Below are 13,863 nucleotides of genomic sequence, written 5' to 3' on the forward strand. Positions count from 1 at the left end.
GATTCATGAGATCGAAAAGATTTGAAGCACTGGAAAAACGCCCGGTTAACCAGGATGGTTTCGTTAAAGAGTGGATTGAAGAAGGCTTCATTGCGATGGAAAGCCCGAACGACCCGAAACCATCAATAAAAATTGTTAACGGCATCGTCACCGAGCTGGATGGAAAACCCGCCAGCCAGTTTGACTTGATCGACCACTTTATCGCCCGCTACGGTATCAATCTCGCGCGTGCCGAAGAAGTCATCGCGATGAGCTCGGTCAAACTTGCCAATATGTTGTGCGATCCAAATGTCAAACGTAGCGATATTGTTCCCCTGACCACAGCAATGACGCCCGCCAAAATCGTCGAAGTTGTTTCACAAATGAACGTGGTAGAAATGATGATGGCGATGCAGAAAATGCGCGCCCGTCGCACACCATCGCAACAGGCTCACGTCACCAACGTCAAAGATAACCCGGTGCAAATTGCTGCCGACGCGGCCGAGGGAGCATGGCGCGGGTTTGACGAACAGGAAACCACCGTTGCCGTTGCTCGTTATGCACCTTTCAATGCTATCGCCCTGTTGGTAGGTTCGCAGGTGGGACGCCCTGGCGTCTTAACCCAGTGTTCACTGGAAGAAGCCACTGAACTGAAACTCGGTATGTTAGGCCACACCTGCTACGCCGAAACGATTTCTGTCTACGGTACGGAACCCGTTTTCACCGACGGCGACGATACACCGTGGTCAAAAGGGTTTCTCGCATCATCTTATGCTTCTCGCGGCTTAAAAATGCGTTTTACTTCCGGCTCCGGTTCTGAAGTGCAGATGGGCTATGCGGAAGGAAAATCAATGCTTTATCTTGAGGCACGTTGCATTTACATCACCAAAGCCGCGGGTGTTCAGGGTCTGCAAAACGGTTCCGTAAGCTGCATCGGCGTGCCATCGGCTGTGCCGTCAGGCATCCGTGCAGTACTGGCAGAAAACTTAATTTGCTCATCGTTGGATCTGGAATGCGCCTCCAGTAATGACCAGACCTTTACCCACTCAGATATGCGCCGTACCGCACGTTTCCTGATGCAGTTTCTGCCGGGCACCGACTTTATCTCTTCCGGTTTTTCCGCAGTACCAAACTACGACAACATGTTTGCCGGCTCAAACGAAGATGCCGAAGACTTCGATGATTATAACGTCCTTCAACGTGACCTGAAGGTTGATGGCGGCCTGCGACCGGTGCGCGAAGAAGATGTTATCGCCATCCGCAATAAAGCCGCACGCGCTTTACAGGCTGTCTTTGCAGGTATGGGATTACCGCCCATTACCGATGAAGAAGTCGAAGCAGCGACCTATGCCCACGGTTCGAAAGATATGCCAGAGCGCAACATCGTAGAAGACATAAAGTTTGCCCAAGAAATTATCAATAAAAACCGTAACAGTCTGGAAGTGGTGAAAGCCCTGGCGCAAGGCGGTTTTACCGATGTCGCGCAGGACATGCTCAACATGCAAAAAGCGAAACTGACCGGCGATTATCTCCATACCTCAGCCATTATCGTCGATGACGGACAAGTACTCTCTGCGGTCAATGACGTCAATGATTACGCCGGACCGGCTACGGGTTATCGCCTGCAAGGGGAACGCTGGGAAGAGATCAAAAATATTCCCGGTGCACTTGATCCCAACGAAATTGACTAAGGGTGAGAAATGGAAATTAACGAGAAATTACTTCGTCAGATCATCGAAGACGTGCTGGCAGAAATGCAAACCAGCGACAAGTCCGTTTCATTTCGCGCACCTGTCGCCGCAACTGCCACTTCCGCGCCGGATGGCGGAAAATTTTTGACCGAAATTGGTGAAGCCCAACAAGGTGTTCAGCAAGATGAAGTCATTATTGCTGTAGGCCCGGCTTTTGGCCTGGCGCAGACCGTCAATATTATCGGCATTCCGCATAAAAACATTTTGCGCGAAGTGATTGCCGGTATCGAAGAAGAAGGCATTAAAGCCCGAGTGATTCGCTGCTTTAAATCGTCTGATGTCGCATTCGTAGCGGTCGAAGGCGATCGTCTTAGTGGTTCAGGCATTGCTATTGGTATCCAGTCGAAAGGCACCACAGTTATCCACCAGCAAGGGCTTCCTCCCCTGTCTAACCTGGAGCTGTTCCCACAAGCGCCATTGTTGACGCTGGAAACCTATCGCCAGATTGGCAAAAACGCCGCGCGTTATGCAAAGCGTGAGTCTCCACAACCCGTTCCGACCCTCAACGATCAGATGGCGCGGCCGAAATACCAGGCCAAATCTGCCATTTTGCATATCAAAGAGACCAAGTACGTGGTCACTGGCAAAAAGCCGCAAGAACTGCGCGTGACGTTTTAACAAAGGAAACCTTCATGAATACCGATGCAATTGAGTCGATGGTCAGGGACGTGTTGAACCGTATGAATAGTCTACAGGATGCAACTCCTGTTTCTGCGGCCCCCCACTCATCAACACTGAGCGCTAAAGTGACTGATTACCCGCTGGCAAATAAACACCCAGAATGGGTCAAAACGGCAACCAATAAAACGCTCGACGATTTCACTCTGGAAAATGTACTCAGCGATAAAGTTACCGCCCAGGATATGCGCATAACCCCTGAAACATTGCGTATTCAGGCCGAGATTGCCAGAGATGCTGGTCGTGATCGCCTGGCGGTAAATTTTGAACGTGCTGCCGAACTTACCTCAGTGCCGGATGATCGCATCCTTGAAATCTACAATGCGTTGCGCCCTTATCGTTCGACTAAGCAAGAACTCATTGCCATTGCCGACGATCTTGAACAGCGTTATCAAGCCCAAATTTGCGCTGCATTTGTCCGTGAAGCCGCAGAACTCTATGTCGAGCGTAAAAAACTGAAAGGCGACGATTAAGGACGAACTATGCGCTATATAGCAGGCATTGATATCGGCAATTCATCGACAGAGGTTGCGCTGGCAACGCTCAGTGCGTCTGGAGAATTGTCGTTCGTGAGCAGCGCTCTGGCAGAAACAACCGGAATCAAAGGTACGTTGCGTAACGTACATGGTATTCAGGAGGCGCTCGCACAGGCAACGAAAAAAGTCGGTATCACTGTCAGCGATATTTCGCTTATTCGTATCAACGAAGCAACTCCGGTCATTGGTGATGTAGCGATGGAAACCATTACGGAAACCATCATCACCGAATCAACCATGATCGGCCACAACCCGAAAACGCCAGGCGGAGTAGGTCTGGGAGTGGGACTCACCATCACTCCGCAAGAGTTGTTAACACGCCCGGCGGAAGCACCATACATCCTGGTCGTGTCATCGGCATTTGATTTTGCCGATATCGCGACCATGATAAACGCCTCCGTGCGTGCCGGATATCAACTGACTGGCGTAATTCTGCAACGCGATGATGGCGTGCTGGTCAGTAACCGACTGGAAATCCCTTTACCCATTGTTGATGAAGTCCTCTATATCGAGCGTATTCCACTCGGTATGCTGGCCGCGATTGAAGTTGCCGTTCCCGGGAAAGTTATCGAAACCCTGTCTAACCCGTATGGGATTGCCACTGTTTTTGCCCTCAATGCTGAAGAGACTCAAAACATTGTTCCTGTGGCACGAGCGCTTATCGGCAACCGTTCAGCAGTAGTAGTGAAAACACCGTCTGGTGACGTTAAAGCTCGTTCGATACCCGCCGGAAACATTGAGCTGCTTTCTGCCGGGCGCACAATGCGGGTCGATGTTGCCGCAGGTGCCGACGCCATTATGAAAGCGGTCGGTGAGTGCCCAAAACTGGAGAACGTGACGGGCGAACCGGGCACCAACATCGGCGGAATGCTGGAACATGTTCGCCAGACCATGGCGGTGCTGACCAATAAACCCAGCCACGAAATTTTTATTCAGGATTTGCTGGCGATAGATACGTCTGTTCCGGTCAGCGTAACCGGTGGTCTGGCTGGAGAATTTTCACTGGAACAGGCAGTGGGTATCGCCTCAATGGTGAAATCAGACCGCCTGCAAATGGCGATGATCGCCAGTGAAATTAAGCAAAAACTGCATATTGATGTTCAGGTCGGAGGCGCAGAAGCAGAAGCCGCAATTCAGGGAGCATTAACTACCCCGGGGACAACGCGCCCTCTGGCAATTCTGGACTTAGGCGCCGGTTCTACCGATGCCTCCATCATCAATCAGAAAGGGGAAATGATTGCCACTCACCTTGCAGGAGCAGGCGACATGGTGACGATGATTATCGCCCGGGAACTGGGCTTAAATGATCGTTATCTGGCTGAAGAAATCAAAAAGTACCCGTTGGCAAAAGTAGAAAGCCTGTTCCATTTACGCCATGAAGACGGCAGCGTTCAGTTCTTCCCTACTCCGCTATCCCCTCATGTCTTTGCCCGCGTTTGTGTGGTGAAACCCGACGAGCTGGTGCCGATTCCCGGCGATTTAACACTGGAAAAAGTGCGTGCCGTTCGTCGCAGTGCGAAAGAGCGCGTCTTCGTAACAAACGCTCTGCGTGCGTTACGTCAGGTAAGCCCAGGTGGAAATATTCGCAACATTCCATTCGTCGTGCTGGTGGGCGGCTCTTCGCTGGATTTTGAAGTACCACAGTTAGTCACCGATGCGTTGGCGCATTATCGACTGGTCGCCGGGCGGGGGAATATCCGTGGCAACGAAGGACCGCGCAATGCGGTAGCTACCGGGCTACTCATCGCCTGGCGCAAGGAGTCGGCTTATGGAAAGTAAAGGACGAGCCCCCGCCATTGTCGTCATGGTAATCGGTGCTTACACCAACGCATGGGATGAGGTGCTTTTCGGTATTGAAGAAGAGGGGATCCCCTTTAGCATTCAACAAATCCCGTCAGGTGAGGTGATCGATAGCGCCTGGCAGGCCGCTCGTCAGTCCCCCCTGTTGGTTGGCATAGCCTGCGACCGGGAAAAACTGATTGTACATTACAAAAATTTACCGGCATCAGCACCGTTGTTTACGCTGATGTATCAACAAGATAACTATGCCCGGCGTAGCATCGGCAATAACGCCGCCCGCCTGGTCAAAGGCATTCCCTTCAGGGAATACCACCCATAATCCACAGGAGAAATGCTGTATGAATAACGCACTAGGACTGGTTGAAACAAAAGGGTTAGTTGGCGCAATTGAAGCCGCGGATGCCATGGTTAAATCCGCCAACGTGCAACTGGTTGGCTATGAAAAGATTGGTTCGGGTCTGATTACGGTGATGGTCCGCGGCGATGTCGGCGCAGTAAAAGCCGCCGTTGATGCGGGGAGCGCAGCAGCAAGCGCCGTTGGTGAAGTGAAATCCTGCCATGTCATTCCACGACCGCACAGCGATGTTGAGGCCATTTTACCTAAATCTGCATAACCCCATTCGCTAAGGAGCACAGCGTGAAGCAATCACTGGGATTACTTGAAGTCAGTGGTCTGGCACTCGCCATCAGTTGCGCGGACGCTATGGCTAAGGCCGCGTCCATCACGCTGGTTGGCCTTGAGAAGACCAATGGTTCGGGCTGGACGCTCATCAAAATTATCGGTGACGTCGCCTCGATTAATGCAGCGATCGCAACAGGCGTCAGTTTCGCCAGACAGCGAAATGGTCTTGTCGCGCACAAAGTGATTGCCCGACCTGGAGAAGGAATACTGCCCCGCACAACAGAAGCATTGGATGCGACAGTCGAAGCAAGCGAAACACCTGCAACAACAGTCGCCGCAGAAATTATCAGTTGTAATTTGTGTCTTGACCCGGCGTGCCAACGGCAAAAAGGTGAACCCCGTTCACTTTGCCTGCATTCCGATAAGCGAGGGATGTAGTAATGGATAAACAAACCTTGCAGGAGGCTGTTAGCCTGGTCCTGGATGAGATGCGCGAGCGCCCTATCCCTCTGGGCGTCTCCAGTCGTCACATTCATCTTTCAACGGCGGATTATGTGCGCCTTTTTCCTGAACAACCGATCAGCGAGAAAAAGTCGTTATTACAACCTGGTCAGTTCGCTGCTGAACAGGTTGTTACGCTGGTGGGACCAAAAGGTAAATTACACAACGTTCGCTTGTTGGGGCCATTACGTAACTCAAGTCAGGTGGAGATTTCCCGGACTGACGCCAGAACGTTAGGGATCGCCGCTCCGCTACGCATGTCTGGCGATCTCAGCGACACACCGGGAATTCGTCTGATAAGCCCTTTTGCAGAGCTGGAAATCGCTTCTGGCGTTATTGTCGCGCAACGGCATATTCATATGTCTCCGCTTGATGCCCTGATTTATGGCGTTACACATGGTGATAAGGTGGCGGTCGCCATTGAAGGGGATGAGCGACGACTGATATTCGATAACGTTGCCGTTCGCGTCTCACCGGATATGCGTCTTGAAATGCATATTGATACCGACGAAGCCAACGCCGCAGGCGCTGATAATCCTGACGTTTTTGCTACGCTGGTGTCGGTGCCATGAATAACGTGCTGATGCAACACATTGTTGACGAAGTGATTTTTCGCCTGAAACAGCGTGCGGGAAAAACACTCGCGCTAACTGTTTCGCAACTGCGAGAAGCCAGCGTTCACGAGATAGTTCATCAGTATGCATCGTTACAAATTCAATATGTCGATCTGCCGTTGTTGCGACAACTCGCGGAAAACGAAACGTCAGATCGTGCAGCAAGCCACATTCACGAGGCGTTAGCCTGGGGAATGCACATTCAATTGTCGTTGCAGCATCATTTTCTGAACGCCATCAAATTAAAGTCACTCGCCCGTCTACCGTTAACCTGGTGCGACGAACAAGGGCAACCGGTCTACCTTCATCGTGGTCGACTTTTAAGTTATGTCGACATAGCGCAGTTATGCACGGGAATACTGGTGCTGCAACGGAAATGTTGTGTGACCGCTCTTGCGCGTGAAGCGGCAATTACCCGAAACATTCAGTTAATCAGGCAGGAGTAACCCATGCATCTGGCTCGAGTCACTGGCGCGGTGGTATCCACGCAAAAATCACCTTCTCTGGTCGGGAAAAAACTGCTGTTGGTTCGCCGGGTCAGCGCTGACGGTGAACTGCCTCTCACACCATTAACCGGTGACGAAGTTGCCGTTGATTCAGTCGGTGCTGGCGTCGGTGAGTTGGTACTCCTCAGCAGCGGTTCCAGCGCCAGACATGTGTTTTCCGGACCTAACGAAGCCATCGACCTGGCAGTGGTTGGCATTGTCGATACGCTTTCGCGCTAAGGAGTTGAAAGATGGCGATTTATACCAGAACAGGCGATTCAGGAAATACGTCCCTATTTACCGGGCAACGTGTCAGCAAAACTCATCTACGTGTCGAAGCCTATGGCACGCTGGATGAACTGAACGCGACACTCAGTCTGTGTTATTGCGCCACCACCATCGAAAGTCATCGCATCTTACTGGAAGCCATTCAGCAACAGATATTCTGGTTTAGTGCCGAGCTCGCCAGTGAAAGCGAACAGCCATCAGCGCAGCAACGTTACATCAGTACGGAAGAAATCGCCGCGCTGGAAAAAGCGATCGACAGTGCAATGAACGCGGTTCCTCCAGTTCGCAGCTTCATTCTACCTGGTCGTTGTGAAGCCGCAAGCCGCATGCATTTCGCCCGCACAGTGGCTCGCAGGGCCGAAAGATGTCTGGTTGAACTGACAACGGAAGCCACCGTTCGCCATGTTTTACTGCACTACATCAACCGGCTTTCCGATTGCCTGTATGCCCTCGCCCGCGTGGAAGACAATGTTGCTCATCAGAACCTGATGATTCAGGAAATAACAAAACGTTATCACGAAGCTAACCACCCTCCAGCATTGAAGGAACGCACGATGCCGCTCACTTTTCAGGATCTTCATCAGCTCATTCGTAGCGCGGCAATGCGCGCAGATGAACTGCATATTCCCGTAGTCATTAGCATCGTTGATGCCAACGGTACGGAAAGCGTTACCTGGCGGATGCCTGATGCGCTGCTGGTTAGCAGTGAACTGGCACCGAAAAAAGCCTGGACCGCCGTGGCGATGAAAACGGCAACACACAAGCTTGCTGACGCCGTGCAACCCGGAGCGCCGCTTTATGGACTCGAAAGCCATATGCAAGGCAAAGTTGTCACTTTTGGTGGCGGTTTCCCCCTCTGGCGTGACGGAATATTGCTTGGAGGGCTTGGTATCAGCGGCGGTAGCGTTGAACAAGACATGGATATTGCACAAACCGCAATGGCAGCAATTAACGCAGGAGCAAACCTATGAATACCACTGAATTAGAAACGATTATCCGCAATATCCTGCGCGAACAAATGATGCCCACTGCGTCACAAACGCAAAGAAATGGTATTTTCCAGACTGTCGATGACGCCGTCTGCGCTGCACACCAGGCCTTTTTGCGCTTTCAACAGTGCCCACTTAAAACCCGCAGTGCCATTATCAACGCCATTCGCGAAGAATTATCCCCCCGCCTTACCGAACTGGCAGAAGAGAGCGCTATCGAAACGGGGATGGGAAATAAAGAAGATAAGTATCTAAAAAACAAAGCGGCTCTCGATAACACACCTGGAATTGAAGACTTAACCACCACTGCGCTAACCGGTGATGGTGGCATGGTTTTATTTGAATACTCTCCGTTTGGGGTTATTGGCTCAGTCACGCCAAGTACCAATCCAACGGAAACCATCATTAACAACAGCATCAGCATGTTGGCTGCAGGCAATAGTGTCTATTTCAGTCCTCACCCGGGAGCCAAAAACGTATCGCTGAAACTGATCGCCATAATCGAAGACATCGCGTTTCGCTGTAGTGGCATTCATAACCTTATCGTTACCGTGTCTGAACCAACCTTTGCCGCCACTGAACAGATGATGACGCACCCTAAAATCGTCGTTCTGGCAATTACTGGCGGTCCAGGTATCGTCGCAATGGGGATGAAAAGTGGCAAGAAAGTGATTGGTGCCGGTGCGGGTAACCCACCCTGCATCGTCGATGAAACGGCGGATATTGTGAAAGCCGCCGAAGACATCATCAACGGCGCTTCATTCGATTACAACCTGCCGTGTATCGCTGAAAAAAGCCTGATAGTCGTTGAATCAGTAGCAGATTACCTAATCCAACAGATGCAAAGTTTTGGCGCTTTTCTTCTTAACCGGGAACAAACTGACCAATTGCGTGCTATTTGCCTTCCTGGCAATGTTGCCAACAAAAAGCTGGTGGGTAAAAGTCCTTCAGCCATGCTGGAAGCAGCGGGAATTCCTTTACCGCAGAAAGCCCCTCGATTACTAATTGCTATTGTCGACGCCGATGATAGCTGGGTTACCTGCGAACAACTGATGCCAATGTTGCCCATTGTAAAAGTTAATGATTTTGATAGCGCCCTCACCCTGGCGCTGAAAGTGGAAGACAGCTTGCACCACACGGCAATTATGCACTCGCAGAATGTCTCTCGGCTCAACCTTGCCGCGCGCGTTATGCAAACCTCCATCTTTGTCAAAAACGGCCCCTCCTGGGCAGGCATTGGCGTCGGCGGTGAAGGATTTACGACCTTCACCATTGCTACACCGACCGGAGAGGGGACAACGTCAGCACGGACTTTTGCCCGCTCACGACGCTGCGTGTTGACCACTGGTTTTTCCATTCGCTAGAGAAACGGAAATGAATACTTTTTCACTGCAGACGCGTTTATACAGCGGACCAGGAAGTCTTAAAGTGCTTAGCCGTTTCACCAATAAGCACATCTGGATTATTTGCGACGCCTTTCTGGCACGCTCACCACTGATTGACACGTTGCGCCAGGCGCTGCCTGAAAGCAACCGCCTCAGTATTTTTAGCGAAATAACACCCGACCCAACTATCCAGACCGTGGTAAAAGGCATTGCACAAATGCAGACTTTACGCCCGGATGTGGTTATCGGTTTTGGCGGCGGCTCTGCGCTGGACGCCGCAAAAGCGATTGTCTGGTTTAGTCGCCAGTGTGCTATTGAGATTGACACCTGCGTAGCCATACCCACCACCAGCGGCACCGGCTCAGAAGTGACCAGCGCCTGTGTCATCAGCGATCCAGAGAAAGGGATTAAATATCCCCTTTTCGATAATGCACTTTATCCGGATATTGCAGTCCTCGATCCCTCGCTGGTCGTCAGCGTGCCTCCCGCGATAACTGCCAATACCGGAATGGATGTTTTAACCCATGCGCTAGAAGCCTATGTTTCTCCACGCGCCAGTGATTTCTCGGATGCTCTGGTCGAAAAAGCCGTGCAAATTGTTTTTCACTACCTGCCTACAGCAGTGAATAAAGGCGATTGTCTTGCTACTCGCGGCAAAATGCATAATGCCTCGACGCTTGCCGGAATGGCCTTTAGCCAGGCTGGGCTTGGGTTAAATCATGCAATTGCCCATCAACTCGGCGGGCAGTTTCATCTGCCACACGGCCTGGCGAATGCTCTCCTGCTCACGGCGGTTATCCGCTTTAATGCTGGCGATCCGCGCGCCGCCAAACGCTACGTCCGGCTGGCAAAAACGTGTCATTTATGCCCTGATAACGCCAATGACACCGCCAGCCTCAATGCACTCATTCAACATATTGAACAGCTTAAAAAAGCCTGTGCAATACCGACTCTCGCTAATGCACTGAAAGAAAAAAAAGCAGAATGGTCAGCACGTCTTCCAGATATGGTTCAGGCAGCGCTGGCGGATGCAACATTGCGTACCAACCCACGAGCGGCTGATGCCTCCGCTATTGAGGAACTGCTTGAGGAGTTGTTATGAACGTCGAGTTAACGTCCTGTGACAGTCAGACGATCCGTGAGCGAGTTCAGGCAGCCGGGGTTGTGGGTGCTGGCGGCGCAGGCTTTCCAACACATATCAAGCTGCAGGCGTGTGTTGACACTTTCCTGGTAAATGCCGCGGAATGCGAACCAATGTTGAAAGTGGACCAGCAGTTAATGGCACAACAAGCCAGCCGCCTGCTACGCGGTGTTCACTATGCGATGAAAGCCACCGGGGCTGCTAGCGGAATCATCGCGCTGAAAGAGAAGTATCACCCCGCAATAAAAGCACTTACACCATTACTTCCAACGGATATCCGCCTGCATATTTTGCCCGACGTTTATCCCGCTGGGGATGAGGTGCTGACCATCTGGATGGCAACAGGTCGTCGCGTTTCACCCGCCGCGTTGCCCGTTAGCGTCGGCGTGGTGGTGAATAACGTCCAGACCGTGCTGAATATTGCCAGAGCCGTTGAGCAACAGTATCCGGTAACGCGCCGCACGTTAACCGTTAATGGTGCAGTTGCTAAACCAGTAACAGTGACCGTTCCCATCGGAATGTCTTTACGCGAGGTACTGGCGCTGGCGGGAGGCGCTACGGTAGATAATCCCGGTTTTATCAATGGCGGGCCGATGATGGGGAGTTTGATCCCATCGCTCGATACGCCAGTCAGCAAAACCACCGGCGGCTTGCTGGTCTTACCCAACTCTCATTCACTGATCCAACGTCGAATGCAGGATGATCGCAACGTACTTGCCGTCGCGAAAACCGTTTGTGAACAATGCCGCTTATGTACCGATCTCTGTCCACGTCATTTAATCGGTCACGAACTGTCACCACATTTGTTAGTACGTGCGGTTAACTACCAACAGCTCGCTACACCGCAACTGTTACTGACAGCACTCACCTGTTCGGAGTGCAACGTCTGTGCCAGCGTCGCCTGCCCGGTAGGTATTTCACCAATGCGCATAAATCGCCTGCTTAAGCAGGAATTACGCGCTAAAAATCTCCGCTACGAAGGCACCTTAAACCCTGCGGATGTCATGGCAAATTATCGACTGATTCCCGTAAAACGGCTGGTAACCAGACTGGGCTTAGCACCGTGGTATCAGGATGCGCCATGGTCTGAACACGTGCCACAGCCCGAAAAAGTGACGCTATTGTTACGCCAGCACATCGGAGCCAGCGCAATTGCGTGTGTCCAAAAAGGCGATCGTGTCGTTCGTGGGCAATGTGTAGGCCAAATTCCACACGGCACATTAGGTGCCCCCATTCATGCCAGTATTGATGGCACGATCAGTGATGTGACAGAAAACGCGATTACGGTTGTGAGAGGTTAACCATGTCAAAAGCGGTAGGTATTTTAGAACTTAGCAGTATCGCGAAAGGGATGGAAACCGGCGATGCCATGCTGAAAAGCGCCAACGTTGAGTTACTGGTCAGCAAAACGCTATGCCCCGGTAAATTTCTGCTGATGCTCGGTGGCGATGTCGGTGCGGTGCAACAGGCCATCGATAATGGCTCGACCCTTGCTGGTGAAATGCTGGTCGACAGTCTGGTTCTTCCTAATATTCATCCCACTATCCTGTCTGCAATCAGCGGTCTGAACCATGTTGACCAGCGACGGGCTGTCGGTGTAGTAGAAACCTGGAGTGTAGCAGCCTGCATTGACGCTGCCGATTGTGCAGTGAAAGCGGCAAACGTCACGCTCGTGCGGGTGCATATGGCCTTCGGTATTGGCGGTAAATGCTACATGGTAGTGGCAGGCGATATTTCTGATGTTAATAACGCGGTCTCTGTCGCCAGCGAGCGCGCGGGGGAAAAAGGTTTGTTGGTCTATCGTTCGGTGATTGCCCGTCCGCATGAAGCCATGTGGCGTCAGATGGTGGAGGGATAATGTCAACTCAACACACGACTGAACGGATGATTCAGGAATATGTTCCCGGTAAACAGGTCACACTGGCGCATGTGATTGCGAATCCCGGAAAGGATCTGTTTAAGAAATTAGGTTTACCAGACACCGTTTCTGCCATTGGCATTCTGACGATTACCCCCAGTGAAGCATCTATCATCGCGTGTGATATCGCCACAAAATCAGGCGCTGTAGAGATTGGTTTTCTTGATCGTTTTACCGGCGCGGTAGTTCTGACTGGCGATGTTTCTGCTATCGAATATGCACTTAGCCAGGTTACACGCACGCTGGGCGAAATGATGCACTTTACCGCCTGTTCCATTACACGGACCTGACACTATGCAACGGATGATGCTCATCGGCCCCAGTCAGTGCGGAAAAACGTCACTCACACAATGCCTGCGCGGAGAGAATATTCAGTATCAGAAGACGCAGGCAATCGTCTGGTCACCGGCCACCATTGACACACCCGGGGAATACCTCGAAAACCGCAGCCTTTACAGCGCACTGCTGGTCTGTGCCTGCGAAGCGGACATTATCGCACTGGTACTTAATGCGAACGCACCGTGGTCCCCTTTTTCGCCAGGCTTTACCACATCGATAAATCGCCCGATCATTGGGGTAGTAACCAAAGCGGATTTAGCCAGCGTAGAACAAATATCTTTGGTGAAATGCTGGTTACGGGAAGCTGGGGCACGCAACGTATTAGTAACCAGCGCGATAAATAACATCGGGGTTGCAGAACTTTTTACCTTGTTACATACAGAAGAAGGTTGTCGTTAATTTCGACATTTCAATATGTTATCAGATGGGAATGATGACTTGTGACACAGAGAAAGGAATCATGAACAATGAGGGTTGCCGGGCAACCCTCATTGAATAAAGCAGAAATTACTTCGCTTCGCCGTTTTTCATTTCACCCATAGCTTTCAGCTTTTTGGAGATATCGCGGCGTTCTTTGGAAAGCTCAGCATTTTTGATGATGTAATCATCAACGCGATCTTCATAGTCGCCTTTCATGCTGGCGATGATGCCCTGAATTGCTTCGACGCTCATACCCGGTTTGATGTAATCGCTCAGGTTGTCCAGCAGCAGAACGCGTTTCTGGTTGTCACGGATCTTTTTCTCAACGTCCTGGATTTCACGTTGCAGTTTGTTCTTACGACGGAACAGGCGAACAAATTCCAGTACGTCCTGGAATGAAGGCTTGGTAGTTTCCAT

At 51.4% G+C, this 13,863-nt stretch carries 18 protein-coding genes; 17 read left to right on the top strand and 1 reads right to left on the bottom strand.

The features are described from left to right. Positions 1 to 5: 5 nt before the first annotated feature. Genes pduC through A31E_RS12660 form a run of 17 tightly spaced genes read left to right on the top strand, consistent with a single transcriptional unit; the run spans position 6 to position 13,425 of the window. Positions 6 to 1,670 (top strand): propanediol dehydratase large subunit PduC, encoded by a 1,665-nt coding sequence (gene pduC / locus A31E_RS12740; RefSeq protein WP_001256922.1) that lies wholly within the window; start codon positions 6 to 8, stop codon positions 1,668 to 1,670. Between the two features lie 9 nt (positions 1,671 to 1,679). After that, a complete protein-coding gene (locus A31E_RS12735; RefSeq protein ID WP_016248857.1) occupies positions 1,680 to 2,348 on the top strand; it encodes a propanediol/glycerol family dehydratase medium subunit in 669 nt (222 codons plus the stop codon). Positions 2,349 to 2,362: 14 nt separating this feature from the next. Beyond that, on the top strand, positions 2,363 to 2,881 hold the full coding sequence (gene pduE / locus A31E_RS12730; protein ID WP_016248858.1) for a propanediol dehydratase small subunit PduE: 519 nt from the start codon (positions 2,363 to 2,365) through the stop codon (positions 2,879 to 2,881). 9 nt (positions 2,882 to 2,890) lie between these two features. Next, positions 2,891 to 4,723 (top strand): diol dehydratase reactivase subunit alpha, encoded by a 1,833-nt coding sequence (locus A31E_RS12725; RefSeq protein WP_001268904.1) that lies wholly within the window; start codon positions 2,891 to 2,893, stop codon positions 4,721 to 4,723. Next, positions 4,713 to 5,063 (top strand): glycerol dehydratase reactivase beta/small subunit family protein, encoded by a 351-nt coding sequence (locus A31E_RS12720; RefSeq protein WP_000444065.1) that lies wholly within the window; start codon positions 4,713 to 4,715, stop codon positions 5,061 to 5,063. Before A31E_RS12725 ends, A31E_RS12720 begins: the two co-directional genes overlap by 11 nt. Before the next feature lie 19 nt (positions 5,064 to 5,082). Then, entirely contained in the window at positions 5,083 to 5,358 is a 276-nt protein-coding gene (pduJ, locus tag A31E_RS12715; RefSeq protein WP_001057752.1) for a propanediol utilization microcompartment protein PduJ, read from the top strand. A 23-nt stretch (positions 5,359 to 5,381) separates the two neighbouring features. Next, positions 5,382 to 5,804, top strand: a complete 423-nt coding sequence (locus A31E_RS12710) for a BMC domain-containing protein (RefSeq protein WP_016248859.1) — start codon at positions 5,382 to 5,384, stop codon at positions 5,802 to 5,804. Positions 5,805 to 5,806: 2 nt separating this feature from the next. Then, the gene (locus A31E_RS12705) at positions 5,807 to 6,439 is read left to right on the top strand and encodes a phosphate propanoyltransferase (protein WP_000361033.1); all 633 of its coding nucleotides are present in this window, start codon (positions 5,807 to 5,809) and stop codon (positions 6,437 to 6,439) included. Beyond that, positions 6,436 to 6,927 (top strand): microcompartment protein PduM, encoded by a 492-nt coding sequence (pduM, locus tag A31E_RS12700; RefSeq protein WP_016248860.1) that lies wholly within the window; start codon positions 6,436 to 6,438, stop codon positions 6,925 to 6,927. Before A31E_RS12705 ends, pduM begins: the two co-directional genes overlap by 4 nt. A 3-nt stretch (positions 6,928 to 6,930) precedes the next feature. Then, complete coding sequence (locus A31E_RS12695; protein ID WP_000549830.1) at positions 6,931 to 7,206, top strand: EutN/CcmL family microcompartment protein; 276 nt, start codon at positions 6,931 to 6,933, stop codon at positions 7,204 to 7,206. 11 nt (positions 7,207 to 7,217) lie between these two features. After that, on the top strand, positions 7,218 to 8,225 hold the full coding sequence (gene pduO, locus A31E_RS12690) for a two-domain cob(I)yrinic acid a,c-diamide adenosyltransferase PduO (protein WP_016248861.1): 1,008 nt from the start codon (positions 7,218 to 7,220) through the stop codon (positions 8,223 to 8,225). Next, positions 8,222 to 9,607: a CoA-acylating propionaldehyde dehydrogenase PduP gene (pduP, locus tag A31E_RS12685; protein WP_016248862.1), complete on the top strand. Its 1,386-nt coding sequence runs from the start codon at positions 8,222 to 8,224 to the stop codon at positions 9,605 to 9,607. Before pduO ends, pduP begins: the two co-directional genes overlap by 4 nt. Positions 9,608 to 9,617: 10 nt before the next feature. After that, positions 9,618 to 10,730, top strand: coding sequence for a 1-propanol dehydrogenase PduQ (locus A31E_RS12680; RefSeq protein WP_016248863.1), 1,113 nt, complete (start codon positions 9,618 to 9,620; stop codon positions 10,728 to 10,730). Continuing rightward, positions 10,727 to 12,070: a 4Fe-4S dicluster domain-containing protein gene (locus A31E_RS12675; RefSeq protein WP_016248864.1), complete on the top strand. Its 1,344-nt coding sequence runs from the start codon at positions 10,727 to 10,729 to the stop codon at positions 12,068 to 12,070. Before A31E_RS12680 ends, A31E_RS12675 begins: the two co-directional genes overlap by 4 nt. Positions 12,071 to 12,072: 2 nt before the next feature. Then, on the top strand, positions 12,073 to 12,627 hold the full coding sequence (pduT, locus tag A31E_RS12670; protein ID WP_016248865.1) for a propanediol utilization microcompartment protein PduT: 555 nt from the start codon (positions 12,073 to 12,075) through the stop codon (positions 12,625 to 12,627). Continuing rightward, positions 12,627 to 12,977, top strand: a complete 351-nt coding sequence (gene pduU, locus A31E_RS12665; RefSeq protein WP_000107121.1) for a propanediol utilization microcompartment protein PduU — start codon at positions 12,627 to 12,629, stop codon at positions 12,975 to 12,977. Before pduT ends, pduU begins: the two co-directional genes overlap by 1 nt. Positions 12,978 to 12,981: 4 nt before the next feature. Further along, positions 12,982 to 13,425 (top strand): EutP/PduV family microcompartment system protein, encoded by a 444-nt coding sequence (locus tag A31E_RS12660; protein ID WP_016248866.1) that lies wholly within the window; start codon positions 12,982 to 12,984, stop codon positions 13,423 to 13,425. Positions 13,426 to 13,533: 108 nt separating this feature from the next. Here A31E_RS12660 and A31E_RS12655 read toward each other — a convergent pair whose 3' ends face one another. Beyond that, on the bottom strand, positions 13,534 to 13,863 hold the full coding sequence (locus A31E_RS12655) for a DUF496 family protein (protein WP_000450409.1): 330 nt from the start codon (positions 13,861 to 13,863) through the stop codon (positions 13,534 to 13,536).

This window comes from Escherichia sp. KTE159 (assembly GCF_000408805.1).
GTDB classification, from domain to species: Bacteria; Pseudomonadota; Gammaproteobacteria; order Enterobacterales; family Enterobacteriaceae; genus Escherichia; species Escherichia marmotae.